The 26,621-nt window shown below is 35.6% G+C and carries 23 protein-coding genes and 1 pseudogene; 11 read left to right on the top strand and 13 right to left on the bottom strand.

Translation table 11 applies throughout. The annotated features are described in order from the left end of the window. Positions 1-299 precede the first annotated feature (299 nt). Together ACHABW_RS12280 and ACHABW_RS12275 are read right to left on the bottom strand one after the other, a co-directional pair. Positions 300-599 (bottom strand): hypothetical protein, encoded by a 300-nt coding sequence (locus tag ACHABW_RS12280; protein ID WP_435755576.1) that lies wholly within the window; start codon positions 597-599, stop codon positions 300-302. Next, on the bottom strand, positions 550-1,395 hold the full coding sequence (locus tag ACHABW_RS12275; protein WP_435755575.1) for an ABC transporter substrate-binding protein: 846 nt from the start codon (positions 1,393-1,395) through the stop codon (positions 550-552). Before ACHABW_RS12275 ends, ACHABW_RS12280 begins: the two co-directional genes overlap by 50 nt. A 369-nt stretch (positions 1,396-1,764) precedes the next feature. On the opposite strand from ACHABW_RS12275, the gene ACHABW_RS12270 reads away from it, so the two are divergent. Genes ACHABW_RS12270 through ACHABW_RS12255 form a run of 4 tightly spaced genes read left to right on the top strand, consistent with a single transcriptional unit; the run spans position 1,765 to position 6,093 of the window. Beyond that, entirely contained in the window at positions 1,765-3,084 is a 1,320-nt protein-coding gene (locus tag ACHABW_RS12270; protein ID WP_435755574.1) for a cache domain-containing sensor histidine kinase, read from the top strand. A 33-nt stretch (positions 3,085-3,117) separates the two neighbouring features. Further along, positions 3,118-3,507, top strand: a complete 390-nt coding sequence (locus ACHABW_RS12265) for a sensor histidine kinase (RefSeq protein ID WP_435755573.1) — start codon at positions 3,118-3,120, stop codon at positions 3,505-3,507. Positions 3,508-3,511: 4 nt separating this feature from the next. Then, on the top strand, positions 3,512-5,074 hold the full coding sequence (locus tag ACHABW_RS12260; protein WP_435755572.1) for a response regulator transcription factor: 1,563 nt from the start codon (positions 3,512-3,514) through the stop codon (positions 5,072-5,074). Positions 5,075-5,085: 11 nt separating this feature from the next. Further along, the gene (locus ACHABW_RS12255; protein ID WP_435755571.1) at positions 5,086-6,093 is read left to right on the top strand and encodes a sugar ABC transporter substrate-binding protein; all 1,008 of its coding nucleotides are present in this window, start codon (positions 5,086-5,088) and stop codon (positions 6,091-6,093) included. A gap of 196 nt (positions 6,094-6,289) precedes the next feature. Here the strand turns inward: ACHABW_RS12255 and ACHABW_RS12250 are convergent, their stop codons facing one another. Further along, positions 6,290-7,459 carry a TraB/GumN family protein gene (locus ACHABW_RS12250; protein WP_435755570.1) on the bottom strand — a complete coding sequence of 390 codons (1,170 nt, stop codon included), beginning with the start codon at positions 7,457-7,459 and terminating at the stop codon, positions 6,290-6,292. A 290-nt stretch (positions 7,460-7,749) separates the two neighbouring features. On the opposite strand from ACHABW_RS12250, the gene guaC reads away from it, so the two are divergent. The 3 genes and pseudogenes from guaC (at position 7,750) to ACHABW_RS12235 (ending at position 10,973) form a co-directional block, all read left to right on the top strand. After that, positions 7,750-8,733 (top strand): GMP reductase, encoded by a 984-nt coding sequence (gene guaC, locus ACHABW_RS12245; RefSeq protein WP_435755569.1) that lies wholly within the window; start codon positions 7,750-7,752, stop codon positions 8,731-8,733. Between the two features lie 188 nt (positions 8,734-8,921). Next, positions 8,922-9,668: pseudogene (locus tag ACHABW_RS12240) on the top strand (glycerophosphodiester phosphodiesterase). Positions 9,669-9,683: 15 nt separating this feature from the next. After that, positions 9,684-10,973 carry an MFS transporter gene (locus ACHABW_RS12235; RefSeq protein WP_435755568.1) on the top strand — a complete coding sequence of 430 codons (1,290 nt, stop codon included), beginning with the start codon at positions 9,684-9,686 and terminating at the stop codon, positions 10,971-10,973. Positions 10,974-11,051: 78 nt separating this feature from the next. On the opposite strand, the gene trpB is transcribed toward ACHABW_RS12235, so the two are convergent. The 5 genes from trpB to ACHABW_RS12210 form a co-directional block, all read right to left on the bottom strand. Further along, positions 11,052-12,218 (bottom strand): tryptophan synthase subunit beta, encoded by a 1,167-nt coding sequence (trpB, locus tag ACHABW_RS12230; protein WP_435755567.1) that lies wholly within the window; start codon positions 12,216-12,218, stop codon positions 11,052-11,054. A gap of 128 nt (positions 12,219-12,346) precedes the next feature. Beyond that, positions 12,347-13,489: a glycosyltransferase family 4 protein gene (locus ACHABW_RS12225; RefSeq protein ID WP_435755566.1), complete on the bottom strand. Its 1,143-nt coding sequence runs from the start codon at positions 13,487-13,489 to the stop codon at positions 12,347-12,349. A gap of 160 nt (positions 13,490-13,649) precedes the next feature. Then, a complete protein-coding gene (locus tag ACHABW_RS12220) occupies positions 13,650-14,471 on the bottom strand; it encodes an alpha/beta fold hydrolase (protein WP_435755565.1) in 822 nt (273 codons plus the stop codon). Between the two features lie 229 nt (positions 14,472-14,700). Next, positions 14,701-16,980, bottom strand: coding sequence for a beta-L-arabinofuranosidase domain-containing protein (locus tag ACHABW_RS12215; RefSeq protein WP_435755564.1), 2,280 nt, complete (start codon positions 16,978-16,980; stop codon positions 14,701-14,703). 217 nt (positions 16,981-17,197) lie between these two features. After that, positions 17,198-17,986, bottom strand: coding sequence for an HAD family hydrolase (locus ACHABW_RS12210; protein ID WP_110935939.1), 789 nt, complete (start codon positions 17,984-17,986; stop codon positions 17,198-17,200). A gap of 491 nt (positions 17,987-18,477) precedes the next feature. Between ACHABW_RS12210 and ACHABW_RS12205 the strand changes: the two genes are divergently transcribed. Next, a complete protein-coding gene (locus tag ACHABW_RS12205; RefSeq protein ID WP_435755563.1) occupies positions 18,478-18,807 on the top strand; it encodes a cytochrome C oxidase subunit II in 330 nt (109 codons plus the stop codon). A gap of 801 nt (positions 18,808-19,608) precedes the next feature. Then, positions 19,609-19,764: a hypothetical protein gene (locus tag ACHABW_RS12200; RefSeq protein ID WP_183041186.1), complete on the top strand. Its 156-nt coding sequence runs from the start codon at positions 19,609-19,611 to the stop codon at positions 19,762-19,764. A gap of 589 nt (positions 19,765-20,353) precedes the next feature. Here the strand turns inward: ACHABW_RS12200 and ACHABW_RS12195 are convergent. From ACHABW_RS12195 to ACHABW_RS12185, 3 genes are all read right to left on the bottom strand, one after another. Then, a complete protein-coding gene (locus ACHABW_RS12195; protein ID WP_435755562.1) occupies positions 20,354-20,941 on the bottom strand; it encodes a DNA-3-methyladenine glycosylase in 588 nt (195 codons plus the stop codon). Positions 20,942-20,969: 28 nt separating this feature from the next. Beyond that, positions 20,970-21,938: a calcium/sodium antiporter gene (locus ACHABW_RS12190; RefSeq protein ID WP_435755561.1), complete on the bottom strand. Its 969-nt coding sequence runs from the start codon at positions 21,936-21,938 to the stop codon at positions 20,970-20,972. Positions 21,939-22,127: 189 nt separating this feature from the next. Beyond that, a complete protein-coding gene (locus ACHABW_RS12185; protein WP_435755623.1) occupies positions 22,128-22,451 on the bottom strand; it encodes a toprim domain-containing protein in 324 nt (107 codons plus the stop codon). A gap of 158 nt (positions 22,452-22,609) precedes the next feature. On the opposite strand from ACHABW_RS12185, the gene ACHABW_RS12180 reads away from it, so the two are divergent. Continuing rightward, positions 22,610-22,744: a hypothetical protein gene (locus ACHABW_RS12180; protein WP_259457970.1), complete on the top strand. Its 135-nt coding sequence runs from the start codon at positions 22,610-22,612 to the stop codon at positions 22,742-22,744. A 77-nt stretch (positions 22,745-22,821) separates the two neighbouring features. Here ACHABW_RS12180 and ACHABW_RS12175 read toward each other — a convergent pair whose 3' ends face one another. After that, complete coding sequence (locus tag ACHABW_RS12175) at positions 22,822-23,313, bottom strand: YajQ family cyclic di-GMP-binding protein (protein WP_110935935.1); 492 nt, start codon at positions 23,311-23,313, stop codon at positions 22,822-22,824. A 440-nt stretch (positions 23,314-23,753) separates the two neighbouring features. After that, a complete protein-coding gene (locus ACHABW_RS12170; protein WP_435755560.1) occupies positions 23,754-25,040 on the bottom strand; it encodes a PcsB-like coiled-coil domain-containing protein in 1,287 nt (428 codons plus the stop codon). Positions 25,041-25,566: 526 nt separating this feature from the next. On the opposite strand from ACHABW_RS12170, the gene ACHABW_RS12165 reads away from it, so the two are divergent. After that, complete coding sequence (locus tag ACHABW_RS12165; RefSeq protein WP_110935934.1) at positions 25,567-25,848, top strand: YqhV family protein; 282 nt, start codon at positions 25,567-25,569, stop codon at positions 25,846-25,848. The last annotated feature ends 773 nt before the right edge of the window (positions 25,849-26,621 follow it).

The raw sequence follows: 26,621 nt of genomic DNA, 5'->3' as shown, positions 1-26,621 counted from the left end.
ATTTTTTTACAAGATAAGAATTTATATAATTGGCAGCTACCTTCACACCGCGCGTATCAAGGGAAACCCATCCTCCTTTCGAGTAGCACCAACACGCAATACGTAGGTGCTACTCGGGGCGGTGGAAGCTGACGCTGCATTTAATAAAAGACGGCCATGCCGTTTTTCTTACAAGATAAGAATTTACAAGTTGACAGCTATCTTTACGCCACGCGTGTCAAGGGAAACCCATTCTTGACACTTAAATGATGGTGGCGAAAGATAACGATGTATTTAAGAAAAGACGCTACGCGTTTTTCTTAGTAAGTTCTAGAATCTAATAATTCTTCAGCTTGATCCATTGTATACATATCTTCTTCTACTGCAATTCGCTTCGGTAGTTCCTCACCAGCCATATGAGCTTCGATTAAATCAACTAATTGAGGACCAAACTGTGGATTACATTCAATGGTTACATTCATTTTTCCTGCTGCCATCGCTTCAAAAGCACCTCTTACAGCATCGACACCGATCACAACGATATCTTCTGCCGGTTTTAGGCCATACTCTTCAATTGCTTGAATAGCTCCAATAGCCATCATTATGTGCATATAAAACATCGATATTGTCCCCGTCTGACCTTAGGAATGCTTCCATGACTTCTTTTCCTTCCGTACGAGTGAAGTTTCCTGTTTGCGATTCGGTAATCGTGAATTTTGACTCATCCGCTATGACTTCTTCAAACCCTTCTTTACGATCAATTGCTGGTGCTGAACCAACTGTACCTTGCAGTTCGACGATATTAATATCCTCATCCTGATCAGCCATTTCTTCTATTAACCATTCCCCTGCTTTACGACCTTCTTCAACAAAGTCAGATCCTAGGAAGGTTACCCATAAAGAATCATCTTCAATGTCTACTGCCCTATCTGCTAAAAATACAGGAATCTCCGCATCTTTTGCTTCTTGCAGTACGGTTTCAAAACCAGTTTCAACTACTGGAGAGAAAACAATCGCGTCTACTTCTTGGGAAATAAAAGAACGAATGGCCATAATTTGATTTTCCTGTTTTTGCTGCGCATCGGAAAATTGTACTTCATGTCCTGCTTCCGTTATCGCATCTTGAATCGATTGTGTGTTAGCAGTTCGCCATTCACTTTCCGCTCCAACTTGAGAAAATCCTATCACTAGCTTTTCACTAGAAACCTCTTCCTCCGTTGCACTTCCCTCTTCATTTGTTTCTGCTTCGTTACTATTATTGGCATCAGTTTCCGCAGTATTAGTCACTTCAGGATTGCTATTACTGCTGCTGTTTGTTCCACTTGTCTCATCATTTGTATTTCCACATGCTGTCATGATGAACAATAACGCGACACCTATAAATAGTAGAAATTTTGCCCCAGAAATTTTTTTCATTGATAATACCTCCTTAGATTCGCTTGTAATGAATATGCGTAGCTTTATTGTAAAACGCTTACATAAAAGACGTAATAGATTTATTTTCGATAATTGTTCACTTTTTATAGATTCTTCCCACTATAATTAATGCGAAAGTGTAATATCTTTTAAAATTAATAGATTATTTTTTTATTGTGACTGATTATGTATTAGATCTGAATTAAATTGAGGTAAGATATAAATAAATCACGGTTAATTTCCTATACAAATAAAGATACTTATAAATGGTGGAAATTATAATATTTGCAAAATATTACATTTTTATAAGGAAAGCGTTTACAATTATGCTATAATGAAGCAAACCTTTTACTGGATGGGTGTAAAACTATGAAAATAATAGCGCTTTTAGTTTCCAGTTTGCGTTCTAAACTTCTTATTATGTTTATTCTTTTAACAGTGATCCCACTTATTTTTGTAGGAATGATTTCTTATAATAAGTCAGAAAAACTCATTTCTGAGAATGCTTTTACTGCTGCTGAACTTCAAGCGGCCCAGTTAAGTCAGGAAATAGATGTTATCTTTCAGGATGCTCTCCGGTTCACTGAAATAGGTAAGCAAGAAGATACGATGAGATTTTTAATCCGAACTGGTATGGACACATATGAGGAGGCAAAGACAATTTTAAGCCTGTTTGCTTTCTATCGTGAAATTATCCCCTCGAGTAAAAACATTCTGGATGTAAGCATAACGAATCATGAAGGAAAAACGATAAGTGAAAGTAAAGGTGTTTTCAAAAAAGATCAATCAGAACTAGTAAATCTGGTGGAGAAAGAAGTAAATGGCACATCTAATGATATTAAAATCGACACGATAACTATCAATAATATTCCTGTTATTTCGATTACGAGACCGATAATCTGGGATATTACTTATGAAGTCATTGGCTATATTACGATACTTCTTGATTCAGCAGTCGTTCAGGAAAAGGTAGAAAATGCTCTAATCGGAACTACTGGTTCATTTTTCATAACATCAAGTGAGGATGAGAAATTTATATTTCCAAACATGAATGATTCATCCTCATCTTCTAAGAATGATAACTCTTCATTAAAGATTGCTAGTTTTCAAGAGGATTCTTCTGACCGATCTATCTTTACTGTTAGCCACACATCAGATGTTACTGGTTGGAACATAGTTGGTGCAGCTCCTAAAAAAGAAATTATGAAAGATGCTAATGATATTAGAAGTCTTATTGTAGTTAGTGTTTTAAGCAGTATTATTTTCACAATTACGCTTTACTATTTTATTAGTTCTAGACTTATCCGTCCGATACGTAACTTAAAAGAAAAAATGAAGCAAGCTTCTTTGGGTGATCTTGATGTCAAAGTTACAAGTGAGAGTTCGGATGAAATAGCTGATCTAGGTATTTCCTTTAATAGAATGATCACTAAAATTAAATCATTGCTTCAAAATAGTATCGATGAAGAGAAAAAACTCAAAATTGCAGAATTACGTGCATTACAAGCTCAAATAAACCCCCATTTTCTTTATAATACGTTGGATACGATTATTTGGAGTGCAGAAGCAAATAAAGGAAAAGACGTCATTAATATCACGAAGGCCCTCTCCCATTTTTTTAGAATATCTTTGAGTAAAGGAAAAGATTTAATTACGATAGAAGAAGAAGTCAAACACATAGAGAACTAATTAATCATTCAAAAAAACAGATATCGAGATATATTGGATGTAACGATCACAATAAACGAAGAAATTTCGAATTTCATCATCCTAAAACTTACTCTTCAGCCACTTGTTGAAAATGCGATATACCATGGTATAAAAAATAAGCGTGGAAAAGGCCATGTGCGAATCGAGGCTGATTATGATTCGAATGGTCACATTTGTTTCTGTATTTTAGATAATGGCATAGGAATTAAAGAAGAAGACTTGTTAAATATTCGCGATCATTTAGACAAGGGACAAACGTTAAACAAAGCTGACGGAGGATTTGGTATGTATAACGTCCAGGAAAGAACCAAGTTGTTTTACGGCGAACCATTCGGTTTAACGATTGACAGCATTTATGGTACAGGTACAACTGTTTGCTTAACTATTCCTGCTAAGAGGTGATTTTATGAAAAAGATATTTCTGGTCGACGATGAGATTGTTGTTCGTGAAGGAATACGCAACTGTATTGACTGGGAAAGCGAAGGCCTCGTTTATTGTGGTGATGCACCTGACGGAGAAATTGCACTACCTCTCATAGAAAAATTAAATCCTGATATCGTTATCACGGATATTAAAATGCCTTTCATGGATGGTTTAGAGTTAAGTCGCATCCTAAAAGAGAAAATGCCATCTATTAAAATAATAATTCTAAGTGGACACGATGAATTTGAATTCGCTAGAGAGGCAATGCGTATCCAAATAAATGAATACTGTCTAAAACCTATCAGTTCAAATGACCTATTAAACATCTTAACTAAAGTGATTTCACAAATTGACCTTGAGAAACAAAACGAAAAATTATTGGAGAAATTAAAAGATCAAGCGTCACAAAATGTATCACGTTCCCAGGTAGATTTTTTAAAGGAACTGTGTGAAGGAACTTACTCCACCTCTGATGCGATAAATGAAGCAGCGAACCATCGTATAGACATTATTTCGAACTACTACCTAGTTTTAATATTAAAGTTAGAAGATATTCCCGGCGATTTAGAGGAATGGTTAACGGAAGATGTTTCTACGATTAGTTTTAAAAGCAATCTCAAAGAAACAGTATATATAATGAGAAGTAACTCCAGAAATCATCTGGAAAGCCAGGCACTATTAATCAAACATAGATTAATTCATCTATCAAATACTGATCCGGACAATCCGGTGGTTTTTGGACTTGGAAAAGTAAGAAGTCGAGTACAAGGTATTGCTCTCTCCTTCTCAGAAGCAAATGAGGATAAAATATTTTATTGTATTGTAAACAAATATCATTTATTAAAATCAGGCGAGGATGTTTTATCTAAAAAAGATATCCAGCATGTTAATCGTAAAGAATTAATCCATTTTTTGAAATTTGGTGACCTAAAAAACATCGCTCAGTTTTGTGAATACTACTCTGCTCACCTTAATAAACCAAGAAGTCAAACAACCTTTTACTACTATTATTTTTTAATAGATTTTACGATAACTGTGTCAGAATATATGAAAGAACAAGTGCAACCTCCTAAAAGCATAATAGAAGAAATTACAGTGCAAGAAAATAGAATTTCCCGTGTCAGCGAACTTTCGGAAGTATTGGAATATATGAATGAGATACTTTGTATCGTCATTCAAAATCGTGAAGATTCTAATAGTAGATTTTATCCTATTATACAAAAGGCAAAGGAATATATTGAGGAACATTTTAATGAAGCGCATTTGTCTCTTCAAATGATAGCCAGTGAAGTTAACGTCAGTTCCTCGTATTTCAGTCATATGTTTAGTCAGGAAACGAATCAAACCTTAAGTGAATATCTAACTAGGGTACGTCTTGATAAGGCAAAAGAACTTCTAAAAACAACGAATGACAAAACATATGAGATTGCTCATAAAGTTGGTTATAGTGACGCACATTATTTCTGTAAACTGTTTAAGAAAGATACGGGCATGACCACCAAAGAATTCAAAACAAAGGATATGTCACTGGAGTCCTATGTTTAAGGGGGATTACCATGATGAAAATGTTGTTTACAGTAATGACAGGATTATGCGGAATCATCATAATGAGTTCTTGTAATCCCCTTGAGTCCACTGAAAAACCTGTCTCTATAGAACCGGAGGCAGAGCAATCAATTAAAGACGGAGAAAGACTAACTTTTGCCATTGTATACCCTGTGGCACACCCTTTCTTTGAAGGAGTCACATTAAGTGCAAAAGAAACAGCTGAAAATGTCGAGAAAGGAATTGATATTCTTATTCGCGCCCCCGCGGCAGCTAGTGTTGAAGAACAGATTCAAATAATGGAAAACCTGATTCAGCAAAAAGTTGACGGTATAGCTGTTGGACCAACTGATTCTTCTGCATTGACCCCTTATATTAATCAAGCAATAGATGCTGGAATAAATGTGATATGTTTTGATACAGATGCACCTGAAAGCAAACGAATTTCTTATATCGGTACAGACAATCTTGCTGCTGGTAAACATATTGGAGAAGTAGTTGCACGGTTACTGAATGAAGAAGGAACAATCATCGTAAGTACTGGATTATCAACGATGCAGAATCTTAACTCCAGAATTGAAGGGGTCAAAAACACTCTGAAGGATTATCCGAATATCGAAGTTCTCGATATCAGATTCAGTAATGGAATTCCTTCTGATACTATCACAAATATTGAAAATATGATTGAGGACTTTCCCGAATTTGATGCGTTAATCGGAGTAGATTCGCTTTCGGGTCCAGCAGCAGTAACAGTATGGAAAGCTAAAGGGCTTACGGATAAAAAAATGGTTACTTTCGATGATTTACCTATGATTCTTGATGGAATATCTAACAATCAAATATCAAGTACGATTTCCCAAAGTCAGTTTACTTGGGGCGAATTAATTGTAGAAAATCTCTTGGATTCCTATCTTGGCAAAGAGGTCCCCTCTTTTGAAGAGACCGAAACGCTCGAAGTAAATTCTAAAAATATAGATCAGTATATAAATGATTCAAAACTCGTTCCATACAATAATTAAAACTTAAATTTTCATGAAAGCACATTGAAACGCCTATCAAATCTTTATGATTTGATAGGCGTGTTTTTAAGATTAATATGTATACGTTAACAGCTTTCTTTGCACCACAAGTGTCAAGAGAAAAACAGCCTTGACACTTAAATGTTATGGTAAAAGCTCACATTATACAAGTTTTTCTATTATTTTACGTGATTATTTAAGTAAGGTTTTGCAGGAACAAGCGGATGACATCCGCACCACCAATAAAGGTTCCGATCGTACTGCCAATATTACTCAAAACTACTACGAGTAAAATACGTGTTACTTTATTATCCCGGAAGCCTTTAAAATTATAGACATCTTCTGATAAGCTTTCAAAATCACTCACGTTTGGACGCCTAAAATACGTTTGTGTAATTCCAGCAAACCATCCTGCTGCTATAAGCGGACTCAAAGAACTTATAGGCGCAATGAGGAAAGCTGTGAGAACTGCTGCCGGATGGCCAAAGGCAATCAAAGCACCTATTGCAGAAAAAGAACCGTTCCAAAGTATCCAACTAATAATTTGTTGGATCCCATCAGCAGGATTGGCAATTAATGTGTACGCGATAATACCAACTATAGCTAACGGAATTGCCCAAGCAAGAATCTTTGGAATTTTTGATTTAGCTGGTTTTTCGCATAATGCTTCTAAATCGTGATCCTTTTTTATTTCTTCTTTAATACCTGGGATATGTGCCGCACCTAAAACAGCAACGATCTTTTTCCCTGGAGCCTCTTTGATCTTCTGAGATAAATATTGATCCCTTTCGTCTATTAAAGGAACCTTTAATTTTGGAAAAGATTTCGTGAATTCCTCAAGCGCAGAATTCAGCATATCTTCCGACTTCATTCGTTCTAAATCTTTTTCGGAAAGTTCTTCCTTGCTGAAAATACTGGCTACAATAGTTGTAATTAGTTTTGCTTTTCCCCATATACCTATTCCATTCCAAATACGAGAAAAAGTGATTTGAATATTCCTATCTGCAAGTACTACTTCAGCCCCTAAATTATTTGCTGATTCAATCCCTTGAATCATCTCTTGACCGGGCTTTATATCAAATTGCTTTGCCATTCTTTTTTGGAAAGAAGATATCAGTAGATTCATAAGAAGTAAGGTAGCTTTCTTCTCTTTCACAACTTTAAATATGTCCATATCCTTCCACTGGCTATCCTGCATAACCGCCGTATATCTTTGTTCATCCAATTCCACACATACAGTATCTGGTTTTTCAGCTTCAATAACTTCTTTTACTTGTTCGGCACTTTGCTTGGAAACGTGAGCAGTGCCTATAAGGATCAGTTCCTTATCACCTATGTTTAATCTAGTTATATTTTGCTCTGTCATATATTTCCTTCCTTTTAACTATTCACTGGTTACGATAGTTATTATATTATTTGATTCAATGGTTAACAATAATTAGCATAACACTTATCTTCATTATATCGCTATGTTATCAATAGTGTAAGTATAATCTATCTAGTGAATTCTTGTAACCGTTATTTACACACTGATATAAATAATAAATAGAATCATCACGAATACTTTGACATTCTCTATTGATTGATGTAAATTATCTATTGGGCGAACATTAATACTGAAAAAATATTTATTATTCGTTTTTAGGAGTGGATATCATGGATAATGCGTTTGATTATGAAGATATACAGTTAATTCCGGCAAAGTGTGTAGTGAAAAGTCGATCCGAGTGTGATACAACGGTTGAATTGGGTGGACGTTCTTTTAAATTGCCTGTTGTACCTGCGAATATGCAGACAATTATTGATGAAAAAATTGCAACTTTTTTAGCAGAGAAAGGCTATTTTTATGTAATGCACCGTTTTGAGCCGGAAAAAAGACAATTATTTATTAAAGATATGGAGTCACGAGGTCTATTTACCTCTATTAGTGTAGGAGTCAAAGCGGAAGAATATAAATTTATCGAAGAATTAGCCTCCGAAAGTCTTATACCTGATTACATTACTATTGATATCGCTCATGGTCATTCAAATGAAGTGATTGAGATGATTCAACATATTAAAAAACACCTTCCAACAAGTTTTGTTATTGCTGGAAATGTTGGTACACCAGAAGCTGTACGTGAATTAGAGCACGCTGGTGCCGATGCAACAAAAGTCGGTATTGGTCCAGGTAAGGTTTGCATTACAAAAATTAAAACAGGATTTGGAACTGGTGGATGGCAATTAGCTGCTCTTCGCTGGTGTGCAAAAGCAGCTAGTAAACCAATTATTGCTGACGGAGGCATCCGTACAAATGGAGATATCGCTAAATCATTCAGATTTGGAGCGACAATGGTGATGATTGGTTCCTTATTTGCCGGTCATGAAGAATCACCTGGTGAAACGTTTGAGAAAGACGGGAAGCTTTTTAAAGAATATTTTGGTTCAGCTTCAGAATTTCAAAAAGGTGAAAAGAAAAATGTTGAAGGTAAAAAAATGTATGTTGAACATAAAGGTTCACTGGAAGAAACGCTGAAAGAAATGGAACAAGATCTCCAATCCTCTATCTCTTATGCTGGAGGAAATAAGTTGGAAGCAATTCGCACTGTTGATTACGTCATTGTGAAGAATTCTATCTTTAATGGCGATAAAGTCTACTAGGACTAGGCTTTGCTAGACAAATCGAATACGTTTATGAAATGAGCGGGGATTTTTCAATCCTCGTTCTTTTTTTGATTATCCTATTTAAACTTTCTGTAAATATTTATCAGATTAAAGGAATTGATACCTTGAGGTTGGTATATGTATAGAGAGATAATAGACTAACCAAGTTGAGGTGATTGATTGAAATGATACATAATACTGCAATTTTTGCTCACAGGGGTTCTGCTGGTACTCATCCCGAGAATACAATGTTATCTTTTGAGGCTGCCTTAAAAGCTGGTGCGGAAGGCATAGAATTTGATGTGCAGCTAACGAAAGATGACATCCCTGTAGTGATTCATGACGAGACGGTTAATCGATCGACTAATGCTTATGGATGGGTTAAAGACTTCACCTACGAGGAGTTGAAATCATTCGATGCTGGAAGCTGGTTTGCGCCTTCTTTTCAAGGAGTCACGATCCCATCACTTGAAGAATTATTTAGGTGGGCTGTCCATACACCACTTATATTAAACGTAGAACTTAAAAGTGGCGTTATTCATTACCCTGGCATGGAAAAAATAGTGATAGATCTGATCACCAAGTATCAGTTAAAAGATAGTGTGATTATTTCATCATTTAATCATTATAGCCTTGTTGAGTGCCATCGATTAGATCCTGAAATGGAGACAGCTTTTTTATTCATGGAAGGCCTGTACGAGCCATGGAATTAAGCGCATAGTATTGGGGCTAGTGGATTACACTGTTTTTTACCAGTAGCAAGTAGTCCAGATTTACTGGCTGGTGCTCATCAAGCAAGTATGCCAGTTCGACCATTTACTGTGAATGAAGACGACCATATTCAAGCTTTGATAAAACGAAATTGTGCAGCGATTATTACTGATTGGCCAGAAAAAGCAGTACACATTCGTAAGGCAATGCAAAAGGGATAAACTGGAGGCGTTTTAATGACACAGGATAAACCATTTTCGTACGGGAAAATATTCGCTATTGGCAGCGGATTCTTTGCTTTAACGCTTGTATGGACGTTTTATAATGCTTATATGCCGCTTCTTCTTGGTGACTACATTGAAAGTAGAGCTATTCGAGGGGGAATAATGGGTTTAGACAATTTACTTGCGGTCATCCTCATACCCTTTATTGGTGCTTGGTCGGATAAAGTTGATACTAAGCTTGGTAAGCGACTGCCTTTTATTGTCGTAGGTATGCCGGTTGCCGCTCTTTTCTTTATTCTGATTCCATATGGAGCTTTGAATACACTATGGCTGCTGCTGGCTATAGATATCATGTTTTTGCTTGCAATGACGATTTATCGTGCACCAGTTATCTCATTAATGCCTGATCACACCCCTTCTGAAAAACGGTCAACAGCGAATGGGATTATTAATCTCATGGGTGGTATGGGCGCGCTAATTGCATTATTTGGTTTATCCTCCTTATACGGAATAGACAGGACTCACCCGTTTATTGTGGCTGGGATTCTTCTATTACTGTCATTTATATTTCTTTATTTTACTGTAGATAGACGTCCGCCTTATGTTGGTTCATCCAAAGACGAAATAGAGGCAATACAAGCGTCTAAGTCTTTTTTTCATGGATTTGGCAAAATATTAAAGCCTGAGTTCAGAGGACATTTCTTTATCCTTTTGGCGATCTTTTTGTATTTTATTGGTTATGCAGGTTTAGAAGCACAATTCACAGTATACGCTGTTGAGTTCTTGAAGATGGAAGCCGGTAAGGCAGGTTTTACACTTGGATTTTTCAGTTTAGCTTTTGTTATTTTTGCTGTTCCTGCTGGTCTTTTGGGAAGTAAGCTCGGTAAATTGCCGATTATGCTCATAGGTTTAGTTATTTTACCACTCACATTCATTTCCATTCCTTCTCTCCCGTTATTAAATACTGTATTTCCGGAATTAAACCAGGTGCTGGTTTTGCAACTCGTTCTGTTTAGTGGAGGAATAGCTTGGGCGTTCATTAATGTGCAAGCCTATCCTTTAGTTGCTGATCTAGGTGGAATGAGTAAGATCGGTTTTTTCACAGGATTATATTATTTGTTCTCCATGGCCTCTTCTATTATTGCTCCTGGATTACTTGGTTTAATAATGGATGTGTTCTCCCCTCCTTCTTTATTTTATGGAGCAGCTTTGACGTTTGTGATTGCTTTTTATTTCTTGAAAAAAGGAAGTAATATTGTTAGTAAAAATAAAGCTCAGATTAATGACAGTATCTCATTTTAACAAAAGGCGTAAAAGTAAACTAAAGAGGATGTCCCTAAGGTTTTTTCACCTTTCGAGACATCCTCTTTTCAATATAATTTATTTATTTAATAGTTTAAAGACTTGCTCTACATCCTTATCTCCCCGACCTGACAAATTAACAATAATGATGTCATCGTGACTCAGTTCTTTTGCAAGTTTAATAGCATAGGAGATGGCATGGGCACTTTCTAAGGCTGGAAGGATTCCTTCTTTTTTGGATAGAAGCTGAAAGGCTTCCAGGGCTTCATCTCCAGTTACTGTAACATATTCAGCTCGTCCGGATTCCTTTAAATAACTATGCTCTGGACCAATGCCCGGATAATCTAACCCTGCAGAAATGGAATAAGTTGGTTTGGGATTTCCTTTTTCATCTATCAACGTCAAACATTTAAATCCATGAATAACCGCTGAGACACCTTCTGTTAAGGTCGGTGCTTCAGCTGGCTCTACACCAATTAATCGAACGTCTTCCTCGTCGATATAATGCGCGAATGCTCCGATAGCATTGCTCCCACCACCAGTACAAGCTACGACAGCTGTTGGGAGTTTACCTTCTTTTTCTAAAATCTGTTTTTTCGATTCCTCACTTATAATTGATTGAAAATGTTTGACCATCGTAGGGAATGGATGTGGACCTACAGCAGAACCTAGTAGATAGAAAGTATGTTGATAGTTTTCTACTAAGTCATTTAAGGCAGCATCTACAGCATCTTTTAATCTTCCTTGACCGGCATCAACAGAGATAACTTTTGCACCTAAAACCTCCATACGAAAAACATTCAATGCTTGACGTTCCGTATCCAGTTTACCCATGTAAATGATACATTCCATTTTGAACATTGCGCAAGCAGTTGCCGTGGCTACACCATGTTGACCTGCACCTGTTTCCGCAATAATTCTTTTGGCACCCATGCGTTTAGCAAGCAGTATTTGACCAATGACATTATTAATTTTATGGGCTCCCGTATGATTTAAGTCTTCCCGTTTGAGATATATTTTGGCTCCGTTCGCATATTCAGTAATGTTTTCAGCAAACGTTAATGGGTTTTCTCTACCCACATATTCTTTTAAATAATAGTTATATTCTGCAATAAATTCAGGATCATTCTTGTAATATTCAAAGTTTTCTTCGAGTATGTCCATGACCTTTTGAAGTTCTTCAGGAATGAAACTACCTCCAAACTCACCAAAATACCCTTTTTTCACTTCAACTTCTCTACTCATCTCAGCTACACTCCTCTATTCTCAGCTATTTTATAAAGATGAGTTTAATTATAAAGCTTTACTACTTTTCTATCAATATAAAAGTACAATAATTTTAATACTTTTCTGAATTTTTATCGATCGAACAGTTAAGCAGAGTGCCGAATGGTCTTTTTCAACACATTTTCATAACCTTTGATTAACTCCGCTAAGATTTCATCCCATGATTGAGTTAAAGCGTATGTTCTTGCCTGAGAGCTCATTTCTTTCCTTTGCTCCTCATTTGAAAGTAATCGTTCCGTATATTTTATAAAATACGTTGTGTCATCAGGAGGACATAAAAAACCAGTAGTATCGTGGTCAATCAAATGTTGAACCCCTCCTGCTTTTGCTCCTATAACAGGTAACCCAGCGGATAAAGCTTCGAGCACAACATTTCCAAATGTTTCCGTAGAGGATGGGAAAATGAACAGATCACTTGAAGCGTACACTTCAGCTAGTCCCTCTCCTTCTAAAAAACCTGTAAAGGTCACTTTTTCCTGATTAGCTTGTTTTAATTGGTTTAATAAAGGTCCATCACCTGCAATAATGAGGTGTGTTTGATGATATAGGGTGGGAGGAAGCGAGTGAAAGGTGTCTAATGCTATTTGGACGCCTTTTTCAGCGGATAATCGTCCAACGTACAATAAAATATTTTTTTCTTTTATTCCGTATTTTTTCTTCAGTTCAATTGTACGATTGGCAGGGGAAAAAAACTGATTATTGACACCTCTTCCCCAAACATCAATTTCAGAGTGGATTTTGTGTTTATATAATTTATCTCTTGTACTAATAGATGGAACATACAGTTTTTCAAATGAGCGATGGAACCACACCATATACCGCCAATACCATGTTTTTAAAAGTGGTAAGTGATAATAGTCCAGATATTCGTCAAAGTGCGTGTGATAGGAAGCTACCATTGGAATATTGTATTTTTTACCGTAGTAAAGACCGTAAAGACCAACGTTAAATGGAGTCACTATATGAATGAGGTCCGGTGAAAAATCATGAAGAGATTGTTTCAACAGGTTCATATTCGGAAACGCCAGTCGGCATTCAGGATATAAAAGCAACGGGATACTCGCTAATCTCTCAACACTAGTAATGTCAGGAGTACTGAGCTGATTTTCAGGTACAAATAATTTGTATTCAATACCTACTTGATCCAAATAATCCGTCAATCTCTTCAACGTTCTGGCTACTCCGTTTATTTCTGGGGAATACGTATCAGAAAAAATTGCTATCCTCACTTTATAACCTCCCAATTGATCATTAACTATCTGTTTCAAACTTAACAGATAATTGTGAACTCATTGTTGAGGCAGCATAAAGGTTTTGTTTTCTCGTAAACAAAATCTATACATATTCTTTACAACATTCATTTAACTAGCTTACCTACTGAAAAATTTGCTAACAGCAATGAGAGATGATCGCTTCACAAACTTCATTAGGACGTTCTTCGGTAATAAGATGTCCAGTCTCTTTGAAGGTGATCATCCGAGCTTCGGGTAAATCTTCCGCTAATTTATTACCAATGTGAATAGGGACAACGCGGTCTTCTTCTCCCCAAATTAATAAAGAGGGTATGGCTATCTCTTGAAGCTGTTCCGATGTTAAGTCTCCTTCCCTGTAACGTAACAGCCTAGCAAGACCTTTATAGAAGTTTTTATCTGTTAATGGTTTACCAAACTCTTCAACATGTTTTTCTGTAATCAATGATTGATTATACACGACATTTTTTAATGCTTTAACAACGCCTGTCCGATTAACGTATAAATAAATGAATCTATCAAAAAAAGGAAGGTAAGAACTGTAAATCCAAATCTTGCGTGATTTTTTTAGGTAACCAGAACATCCAAGTAATACTAGCCCCTTCACTCTTTGCGGCATTAATTTAACAACATTCAAAGCAATTTGTCCTCCCATAGAGTGACCAGCTATATAAAATTGCCCTAAGTTGAAATAGTCTGCACATTCTTTCACAAATTTAGCGTAATTATGGTAGGAGTATATAAAGGATTGTGATTTTTCACTTTTTCCAAAACCAGGAAAGTCAATCGCAATTACAGAGTAATGCTCTTGAAGCATAGGGGTAATACGATGAAATGTATACGTTGAAGACAAGAAACCATGTAAAAGTAAAATAGGAGGTTTGCCATTCATGACATACTCACAATGAATCTCTAATCCATCTATTAAACATATTTCATTTTTTATATCGAGCTTTTTCATCACTTTTCTCCTCTATTAATTTCTATAACCTCTCTTAGACAACATTCCCTAATACAGTAATTTAATCCTTGAATTTTTGTAAAACTTTATGTAAAGAGCTCAAAATAGAGAAAAGTGAAGATGAAGTACTGACTGTTCTATTAAGGAAAACTCACAGCGTCTTATTTTACCTTATTAAAATAAAAAAATGCCTAATCTCTCGAGGAGAAATCAAGCATAAAAAAATTTTCTATTCGTTTAACTTAACAATTCTGACTCCATATATACCTCCAGCAATTTTTCCTTCGGAGGACTTAAATTTTACTTCTATCTTTTGTTTTCCTCTCAATAGATCCTGTGGTATAGCATATTGAACTTCAAATGTACTAACAGGTGAACCGTGACCATCCAACGTTTGATTTACAATTGGGGTGTCATCAATTAAAATGTTAAATTCACGAACGTATTTTTTCTCATTTTCTATTATTGTTCGATCGCCGCCAAAATAGGTTACTTCTAAATACATTTTTTTGTCCGATTCAACAGCCATGTCGTAGCTAAAGAATCCTCCATCTCTTGCATCACGCCATCCTCTTTGGACAAGTGCCAGATAGTCAGATTGCGAATTTTGTTTTTGGATATTGTGTTCCACTTCAGGTTGTTGTTCATTTGGCTGAACCTCATCTACCGTATGTGCTCGACGTTTTTCGAGTTCATCTTGCACTTTATCCTCAAACACTTCAAATTCTTGTTGCTCCATCACATTCCAATACAATGTGTACCTTTCATGATGGAGATTATAAAATGGAACAAGAGTCAGTTTTTGATTCCCAGGTTGACCAATAGCATCTGTCTCAAATGTTAATTGTTTACCATCGACTTGTTTTAGCCAATCCTGCACATTTTCTTTGTCTGCTACAAGTGTAGGCACATGAATTAACGGGTGATTATTTAACTTTAAGTGATCAGCAAGAATGTCACTTTCAGGGAAATTTTCTTTCCCTAATGCCCCAGCTAGTACTAGAGGACCATACATCATTCCTATTTTATTCGATTGATCTTTTGCTTTATAGGTATGCAGATTCATAGGGAGATGAATGTCAACGGTATCCCCAGATTGCCATTCTCTACTGAGTGTTAAATATCCATTTTCAGAGCGAGAATACTTCTCTTTACCATTTATCACAACGGATACTTCGCCTGCAACCCAATAAGGAACACGAATATGAAGATTTAATCGTTCACTTTCCGCTTCTTCAAAAACTAACGTAGTCTTATCAGTGTTCGGAAAATCTGCCTTCTGTTTGATTTTAACCTGTTTTTCATCCATATCAAGTTCCGATGAAATAAACAAATTTACATATAAATCGTCATTACTTGATTGATAAATGTTTCGCGTATAACGAGCCGGGTTTTCCATTCCTGTTCCTGTACAACACCAAAAAGAGTCATCTGGTGAGCAATAGACCTTGAAATGGCCAGGTTGTGAAGAAATAAAATATGTTTTCATTCCTGAATCTGGATCTTGAGATGCTAATATGTGATTGTATAATGCTCTTTCATAATAATCAATGTGTTTAGCCTCCTTGAACCAGTCAAACATATGCTCCGTCAGCTTCAACATATTGTAAGTGTTACAAGTTTCCGTTGTCTGAACACCAAGTTTTTCGTCATTGCTTGGACCAAAATGTTCATTAATACTATTTCCGCCAATAATATAGGAACGAGATTCTGTAACTAGATCCCAAAAGAAACATGCTATTTTTTTATACTTCGTATCCCCAGTGATATTAAAAAGTTTTGCAGCACCGATTACTTTAGGAATTTGAGTATTTGCATGTTTTCCTTCTAGGTCATCAATTCCTTTTGCTAAAGGGTCCAGTACAGCAAGATGGCAAAATCGGATAGCGAGATTTAAGTAGTCTTCATTTCCTGTAATCGTGTACAGATCAGCCATTGCCTCATTCATACCACCATGCTCACAAGTAAGCATTTTTTGAAATTGCTCTTCGGACAAATTATCCGTGCCTTTCTTCGCCCAGTCTGCTAGATTGATAACAACCTCCAGAGCTTTATCATTACCAATAAGTGTATAAATATCTATGAGTCCGGCAAATATTTTATGTAAGCTGTACCAAGGAACCCATTGTCCAGCCAAACTAAAATGTTCTACTTCAAAATCGCCGGAAAAAGCTTTGTCATAACAATCTCTGGGAAATCCACTTACATAACCCTTATCATCAAAACGTTGAATATGAGCAAGTTCGTCAACGGCATATTCCAATTTTTCTAAGAGCTTACCATCTTTTGTAATCGTGTACATTTGAGCAGCAGCTGATAACCAATGTCCTATCGAGTGACCACTTATTCCTGTCGATTCCCACCCACCATATCGGGGCTTTTTAGGTTTTTGTGAAGCCGATTCATAACAAGGTGCGACTAAACGATCAACATCAAGATAGAGCAAGTAATCTTTTCCTTTTTGCTGCGAATCCTTGAATATACCACTTAATAAAGTAACTTTATCCATATAATCGTCCTCCTTTTAACCCTATTAAACCTATTTAATTAATATATAGATTAATTAGATAATATAAATAAATATTATCATAGAATTAAATATGGTAATAGTGGAATGTGTATTTCTCCTGGATAATCTGGTATTTCAAACACAACAAATCCGAATCGGGTTGAACGATTCGGTAAGGCGTAACATTTTTAGTTTGTTTTACCGGGATTCTATCATTTTATACAGCATACGAGCTAATTAAATAGCGCTCAATAAATTCGGCGAGACCATCGTGTTCATGATGACCGGTGACGAAGTCCGCAGCTTCTTTTACCAAACTACCAGCATTACTCATAGCGACGCCTGTTCCTGCATTGCTAAGCATTTGGATATCGTTTGGTCCATCCCCTATGGTGACTACTTCAGTCGTTGGAATACTATAGGCCCGAAGCAATGTTCGGATAGCAGACCATTTTGATACGCCATTAGCGAGAATTTCAAATCCATCATTCCAATCAATGACCTCACCATGCTTTGAAAACTTCCTTGCAAACTCTGTACTCGAAGTTCCTGTCCGAATACTATACTTTAGTACATCCCGATAGTTAGCAAGCCTTAAATCTCCAATATAGGATGGAGGTATGTTCCCCTCTCTCGTCCACTCATCTATTTCAATACTGGTCCGTTTACAATATAGTCCAGTTGCCGTATGAACAATGACATTGCAAGGATCATCCCCCGTCAATTGGTGAAAATACTCATCATCTAATAGAATTGTTTTTTTCTGAATCGCTTTACCTGTTCGACCATCGTGAATAGAAGCCCCGTTCAGACATATCATTGGTGTCATTAATCCTAGCGCTTTATGGTAGGGAGCAGTAATTTCATATTGTCGGCCTGTTGCGAGAAAAACTTTGATCCCTTGGTTAATTAGTGCATGAATTGCTTCCTTATTTCTCTGAGAAATTTCGTTTGAAGTTGTTAAGAGCGTTCCATCCATGTCGATAAACACTGCGCGCACATCCATCGTAAAAATTACCTCCTCGTTTCCTTTGATGAGATCATCGTATCATCTGGATATTAAGAACTTTTTAACGGATTGTTTTATTTAGATGAATTTCGTAAAGCAAACGTAAAGGAAAATATCACATTCCGTTTCTGGTGAAGTAGCAGTTTTAATTTATATGAACCCGTTTCCCCTATTATTAGGGATCTAAAGGCTATCTATCTATTAAGGAAGAAACAAATCTATAAAAGCTTTTTGTTACTAAACTATTTCAAAAACGATAAATAAAGTGTGCAGTGAACTGCCCAACTTAGTCAATTACTTTCTGCATGAGATTTTGCATGGATCGTTTTCTAACTTAAATAAACCAAGGTGGTTCACAAAATGTTCAATGTCTTCCTTTTCCCTGTGATATAAATCACTTAGTTTATCTGAATTTCAATTTATAATTACCTTAGACATACAGTATTTAGCTGAAACTGCATGTATCTAATTATAGGAGGTTTTCTATTATGGGATGTAAGGTATTTACAGTAATTACTAGCGCTATTTTATTACTGACGTTAGTTGGTTGTGGGGGAAATGAAAATGCTCCTTCAAGTGGAGGCAACGAAGTTAGTTCAGAGGTTACGATTGAAAGGGTTAATTGGGAATTTGACTCTGATACTTACACTATTCCTTCAGGTGAAGCAGTAGCAATTAATTATGTAAATGGTGAGGGTAACCATGGGATTAAGATTATAGGTACGGATGTAGATATTGAAGATGGAGAAAGTGCAACTGTTAACCTTGAACCTGGGGAGTATAAAATGCAGTATCATGTGCGGAGCAGATCACGATGATATGACAGCAATGCTTGTTGTTGAATAACTAACATTACATGACGTTAAAGTATGTTTCTATTGCTTTAACGTTTTTTTGTGTAAATAAAAATTGATTAAGTCTTAGTGTTTAGAGATTGTTATTTTCGTCGATCGAACAGAGGAAAGTCTCTTTTCCCCATAAGTGAAGTGATGGTGAAAATATTTAATTCTATTCGATCGTCATCTATTTTAGTTATTTATAACTTCATTAAAGTGTGTTACATTTAAAGAAGTATTTAATATATCCCTTTCAACTCTCCTCACATCTGTTCTTCTAAGCTAATTACGTGATGAGACATTAGGCAATACTGGTATGTATAATATTCTAATATTTTTGCAGAAAGGATTTTAACACTATGGACTATATTCCTTACCTCATCATAACCTTAATTATATGCTTAGCAGGTCTTGTCGGAACCGTTCTTGTTGGTATGAAACCAGATGACAAAAACTATAGTAAAGACACAAAATCTCGCTTGATTATTTTAAGCATTATTTATGTTGTAACGTTTGTTCCAGCACTTATAGGGACAATTGTTTATTTCTTCTTTGTATAGTTTGAGCTTTAATTTAAATTAGCTAAATAGATTGAATTTGCTTTCTCAATCAAAACTGCCCCCCTCGTATTACGAGGGGGGCAGTTTTGATTACATGAGAGCAATGACTATTTATTCAATAATTTGAATTGACAGAAATCTTTCTGTCATAAAACCTTACGCAATGGAACATTAATTAACTAACCTGTACTATACTAAAATTATCAAAGGAGGGGATACACAAATGGAAAACATTGAACTGTCCCTATATACAGATGAAGAAGTATACTGGGCTATCTATCAATATGAGCAAAATAGAAAGCAAACAAAATATAAATTGGTTCGTAACAGAAATGAGCGTTTGTATAAAAATGCTACTAGAACAAGTATCTGTACTTGATTAGGACTTCCATGCTAAAAGTGAATTTAATCAGTTGTTTTATACTTAATAATAACAAATGGAGGATATACAAATGGAAAACATTGAACTGTCCCTATACACAGATGAAGAAGTATACTGGGCTATTTACGAATACGAGCAAAAAAATCAACATAAATAAGCAAGGTGGTAACTATATAAAAATATAAAGTTCGTGAGAAGGAGAGTGACTTATAAGTCACTCTCCTTCATATCTATGCACTATGTTAACTAAAATGAGCTGGGTCATTTTTATTTATAATACCTTCGAAAAATCTTTCAGTTTATTTACATAATAATACATGTAAAGGAGAAATATTCTAGATAGAGGTGAACAAAAAGCAATGTCTAATAAGAAAAAAGGAAATAGTACTCCTGATGACCTTGGACTTGGAAATCAAAGCAAAAAAGCTAGGAAAAGAGCCGTAAGAGAAGATAAAAAGAAATAACTACACTGGTTAAAGTTATATATAAACAAAGCACTTGTTCGATTAATCGAACAAGTGCTTTGTTTAGTTTAAATATGTTTTTTTGATATTACCCTTTGCTATAGATTAACTAATTACTATCGTCAGCGAGAAACAAAACGATTACCTGTTTCCCAAAACCGCCAAGGATAATCTTTTGCCTCGCCACTATTTGCAATTCCAATTCTTGGTCCGTGGGAAATAGAGAGTGGTGTTTCACCTTCAGCGATAAAAATGGTATCACTATCTAATGGTTTTCCATAGTCATTCATTGTGATACCCATTGCTTTTGTAAGTTTTCCCGGGCCACTCGTTAAATCTGTTTCTTTTTTTACTTTATCACGTCTTTGATACATTAGTTCAATCCCGGAAAGAGGTTCAACGGCCCGAATTAACACGGCTTGTGGTTGGCCTTCCTCTCCGCAAACAACGTTAACGAGACAGTGCGTGTGCATCGAATACGTGTAAGTATATCCTGGTGGACCAAACATGACCTCCGTTCGTTTCGTTCGTCTGTTTTGATAGCTGTGAGCTGCTTGATCCATTGGTCCCATGTAAGCCTCTGTCTCCACAATTCTACCTGCCGCTATGCCCTCTTCTGTTTTTTTCGCAAGTAGTTTCCCTAACAAAGACTTGGCCAACATTAACGCTTCTTGTTCGTAAAAGGTTTTAGACAAAGGCTGTAATAACATCTGATTTCTCCTGACTGTTATTCATGTATTAATTTCTTGCAATGATATAGAAAAGATAGATTACATAAGCGATAACTAGGAATATCCCTTCATTTTTACCGATTTTAAAATGACTTCTAGAAAAGACAAGCAATACTACGGTGAGGATAATCATTAATAGTACATCAATAAAGATTTTTGGATCAATTTGCAAAGGAACAATGAAGGCCGAAGCACCTAGTACAAACAAAATATTAAAGATGTTACTTCCAACAATATTACCCAATGCAATTTCTGTTTGTTTTTTTATAGCTGCTGTAATAGAAGTAACAAGTTCGGGTAGAGATGTTCCAATAGCGACAATAGTCAAACCAACTAATGTTTCACTCATGCCTAATGCATAAGCAATCTCAGTACTACTATTAACGACTAAATTTCCTCCAAAAATGATTGCAGCAAGACCGATAAGAGTTAAGAAAATTTGTTTGCCCCATTTAGGACTTGGACTATCCTTTTGTTTTTCTTCAACTAGAGGACTGATATTATTTCTGTTTGCTCTTGCAACCTCCAAAATATAGTAAATGAAAACTGAAAGGATCAAGAATAAGACTAAGCCTTCACTTCTTGTTATAACATTCAAATTTCCAGACTGTAACACAATGTCACTCATAAATATAAGTAAGGCAACACTTGCTAGTAATGTAAAAGGGATTTCTTTTCTTATCGTTTCATTCTCCACTGTTAAAGGAGCAATGATAGCAGTTACACCAACTACAAACGTGATGTTAAATATATTACTACCTACTACATTCCCCATTGCAACATCAGCATTTCCATTCAATGCTGCCATTATACTAACTGTAGCCTCGGGTGAACTCGTACCAAAAGCTACAATCGTTAATCCTATAAGCATCGGTGATACGTTAAGTAAGCTTGCAATGTTAGAAGAGCCATCCACAAAATAATTAGCGCCTTGTATTAATAAAGCAAATCCAATAATTAAAAATAAATATTCCAATGTCGTATTCCACCTTTCTTAAAAAACATTTATAAAACCTTTTGAGATATAGTCTGCTACTTAGATTTACTAATCTCGATTTAACGCTTATCTTAAAACTCTTGCGTATTGATTATTCTTCCTACGTTAAGAAATACCTGAACTGAATTTTACTGTAAAAAATAATCACAGTTGTCAATTTGCTGGTTACTATTCTTTGACATTAAAATGACCCTCTAATATTTCTGTAAGATAATGAAAAGGAGTTGTTTCTATTTGTCCATACGTCTTTTCTGTGTGAATATGAGTTGCGTTAGGTAATTCTCTTTTCAATTGTTTTCTCAATTTTTCACCTGATTGATCAGCATCAACTAGAATATAAACATCCAAATCTTCTATTGGAAAAATAAATCGTTCCAATTTCTCATCGCTTAGCGTGCCGTAAGTACAAATCACTTCCACTGCTTCATCAAGTACTTGCTTCACTCGTTTACGATCGTTCTTCCCCTCTACGATCAAAACTTTATCAATCATCATTTATCCTCTCGCTTTTGAGTGTCTTTTAAAAAGATTTCTTCTACGTACGATATAACTAACAGATTTCTAAAGATAATTCTTTTCTATACCAATATATTTCTCTTGAATTGCCAAAACTAAACATACAATGCAAATCATAAAGGAGGTATTTGATCATGGGGAAAAAAACGGTAACAGGAACAGATATTAATGAAGTTAAACGTCTTAATGATAAGTCTGGATTGACCTATAACGAAGCAAAAGCGGTCCTAGCTTCGAAAGAAAACAATAATGTGAAATCTAAGAACTAAATGTAAATTAAAAAGGCTTCTCCCGGCTTTTCATGGGAGATGCCTTTTTCTTTAATTATATCTGTGTCACTTTAATCTTAGCGATAATTCACGTACTGTACTGGAATAGACAGGTCTGACTCTCTAATAGCAGCGATAACTGTCTGTAGATCATCTCGGTTTTTACCACTCACCCGAATTTGGTCGTCCTGAATTTGAGTTTTTACTTTCAGACCTTTATCTTTAATAAGCTTCGTAATTTTTTTAGCATTATCTTTATCGATACCCTGGACAAGTTTTGCCCGTTGACGAACAGTACCACCAGATGCACCTTCCAATTTTCCGTAATCAAGACTTTTCAAAGAAACCTCTTGTTTAATGAGCTTACTGATGAAGACATCTTTTAACTGATCCATCTTGAATTCATCATCAGAAACAAGAACGAGCTCTTCTTTTTCTAAAGAAAGACTACTTTTACTTCCTTTAAAATCATAGCGAGTTTGTATTTCCTTCGTCGCCATCACAACCGCGTTTTGCACACGGGAAAAATCTACTTGGGAAACAATATCAAATGAACTTTCTTTAGCCATAATATACCTCCGAATTATTTGTCTTCATTATTATAGATGATATTCGTTTCCTCTTCAACCAAGATCCACTAAAATAGATAGGTACATTGTAAGTAGAAAACAAACATTTTTACATTCACATTGAAAGATGATTAAATAGTTATGGTTTAAAAATGCGCATTCAGAATGTGATGTTTATCCGTCATAATGGCGAATTAAATTATAAGTCTCTATTATAACAGATATCCCTAATGTTCTTGTTATGTAACTAACTATATCGAATTGACGAATGATAGTTTTCCCAAAAAATATTATAAGTTCCTTCAAAGAAAGCGGATGTTCTATTCTAATTTTAAAGTGAACGGTGTATAGTCATCAATACAGCATAATTGAAAAATAAAAACGCTAGGATATTTATCCAAGCGTTTTTAAGCGTATTTCTCTCATAAAACAATACTTAATTAATTTAACACCCGTAGTTCAACTGATCGACGTCCGAATGATAAGGCATCTCCGCAGTTGGACATGTATATATCAATCTTATTTCCATTGATTGCGCCACCAGTGTCAGCTGCTAAAAATGTCCCATAGCCTTTCACTTCAACTCGAGATCCAAGTGGAATGACGCTCGGGTCAACTGCAATAACCTTACTGTTAGGATTTCTATTTAAATCAATTCCTGTACTCGTAATTCCTGAACACCCTGCGCAAGAAGCAGTGTATGCTGTTGCGGAAAATGTTTTCCAGCTCTGTACTTCTGAATCAGAAGATTTAGAGTTTGACGGTCCCCTGCTAGTCAAGGTTTCAGAGTTGCTTGAATTGCTTGAAGTGTTTGCTGTTGAAGAATTATTGTTATTAGTACTAGTATTATTATTATTACTATTATTAGTGTTATTATTATTTTCTTTTGATTGATTTACAGGTTTTTCTTGGATAACGGCGGCTTTCTCAGCTTCAGCCTGAGCCTCTTTTTCAGCATTTTGCCTTTGAACTTCTGCTTCAATCCTCTCACGTATATCTTCTTCCTTTAAAGCAAGATCTTGCTCTTCTTTTATTAACTCAGCAATGAGAGCTTCTTGCTTTTCTTCGTTTTCTTTCAAATCATCTCTAATTTGAGTTGTTTCTTCACGTTGTTCCTTAATATTAGCATGTAAGACCTCAAGTTCAGTAACTTGATCACGAAGCTCCTGAATAATGTCTTCATGTTCTTTTTGTACATTTTCAAGCTTTTTTTGATTTAGCTCTAATTGCTTAATAAATTCATCATCTGCTTGTGCAATTCTTGAAATCGTCACTACACGAGTCACGAAATCTCCAAAACTTTCAGATCCTAAGACAACTTCAATGTATGAAGTACTGGCTCCACCATTTTTCTGGTAAGAACTCGCTCGGTCTTTTAATAACTCAAATCGCTGATCAATGTCATCTTGAAGTCGTTCCATTTCCACCGTCAAAACTTCGACTTCTTCCTCATTTTCCGCTATATTTTCTTCGGTCTCAATTATCTTCTCTTGATTCTCCGTAATTTTCTCATCTAGATCCGAGAGTTGATTATTTAATACGTCGAGTTCCTGAACTAATGCAATAAGTGAAACCTCTGCATCAGAAAGTTCTGACCGTACAGTTTCTCGTTCTTGTTGAGTTCGTTCTTGCTCATCCTTAAGTCCTTCTGTGGCATAGGCATTATCAACAATAATAGAATGCCCTAACCCTAAGACCAAGGTGGTTACTATTAACTTTTTAAGCACAGATTTTCCCCCTAATAGTTATAAGTTTCCATCTATATCGGCTACAAATGAAAGAAAGTGCTTTTCGTCTCTTCCAAAACAATAACAGAGAAATATGACATTCTTGTAATAAGAGTATTATATTTCTGTATCAAAACTGTAACTTTTCATAGATTTAATCTAATTTTCAGGCGATATTAACATATTTCGCACTAAAATTGTCGCTTATGTCAAAATAACTGTAACAAAACAACAACAATAAAAATCCTTACTGGCTTATATATCAGCAAGGATTTCTATTATAGATTTAATTTCCTTCAATAGTATATCAGTTTTAAAAAGCAATGAACAGAAATTTGTCTTTTATAGAAAGACTGTCCGTTAAAATAGATAAATATTACCAATATATATAAATAATATTGGTATATGCATACTACCAAGTTATCGTAATAATAAATAAAATAAAATAGTTTTGCTTTTTTGGCAACTTTATCTCTTGTCCATCATAGAAGTAGTAAGAGCAAAAGGACTAGAGGTAGGTGATTTTATGAAAACATGGTTAGCAACTATTGAAGTAGCTTTAATCGGGATGGTTTTACTTCGTTTGTTATCAGGTACTTTTGAAATAACAGCAGCTCTTTTAATGCTTAAATTCAACAGTATCGAGAAAGCACTTGCTATTAATGCTGTTTTGGCTATTGTTGGTCCGCTAACATTGATTCTTACAATGTCTTTAGGGCTCATAGGTGTAGCTGGTGGTCTTCCTTTTAGTAAATTATTTGTGATAGGAATTGGTGTTTTTCTGATCCTTGCCGGATTAAAAATGTAAATAATTTATGTTAAAATGGATCATTTCCCATTAGAGCATTTTAATTGAATTCATAAAGTTTCAAAGATGGCAAATTTCATACTGTGTATACCATTGAAGATATTCTACTTTCAATTAGCTAACAAAAGGCAAGATAATGTAGCTATAGTAACATTCAGAGGAAGAAGTTAGAATCCTGTCTAGCTAGGAAATGGTTTATTCCCTTTTGAGGACTATAGCAATTAATGGTTGTTACTAACCAATGTAGATGGATGCACTTACTGCCCCAACATAATGTAATTGTATTTTTAAAGTGTACCTTATATATTTAACTTCAAATTCACTTATTCTCGCTCATGCTCCCGGTTACTACATGCTACGTTTGTAGGTGTTACCAGCGTAGCACCTACCTTGAAAAGAGCTATTCAAACTCTCTTATTCTCGCTCATGCTCTTGGTTTCTGCCTACTACGTTTGTAGGTGCTACCAGCGTAGCACCTACCTCGAAAAGAGCTTTTCAAACTCACTTATTCTCACTCATGCTCTTGGTTTCTACCTGCTACGTTTGTAGGTGCTACCAGCGTAGCACCTACATCGAAAAGAGCTTTTCAAACTCGCTTATTCTCGCTCATGCTCTTGGTTTCTACCTGCTACTTTTGTAGGTGCTACCGCCGTAGCATCTACCTCAAAAAGAGCTTTTCAATCTCGCTTATTCTTGCTCATGCTCTTGGTTTCTACCTGCGACGTTTGTAGGTGCTACCACCGTAGCACCTACCTCCAATATTATAGCCGCAT

The organism is Salipaludibacillus sp. CF4.18 (assembly GCF_051262595.1).
In the GTDB taxonomy this organism is placed as follows: Bacteria; Bacillota; Bacilli; order Bacillales; family Salisediminibacteriaceae; genus Salipaludibacillus; species Salipaludibacillus neizhouensis.
This window is presented reverse-complemented; position numbering and strand designations above follow the sequence as displayed.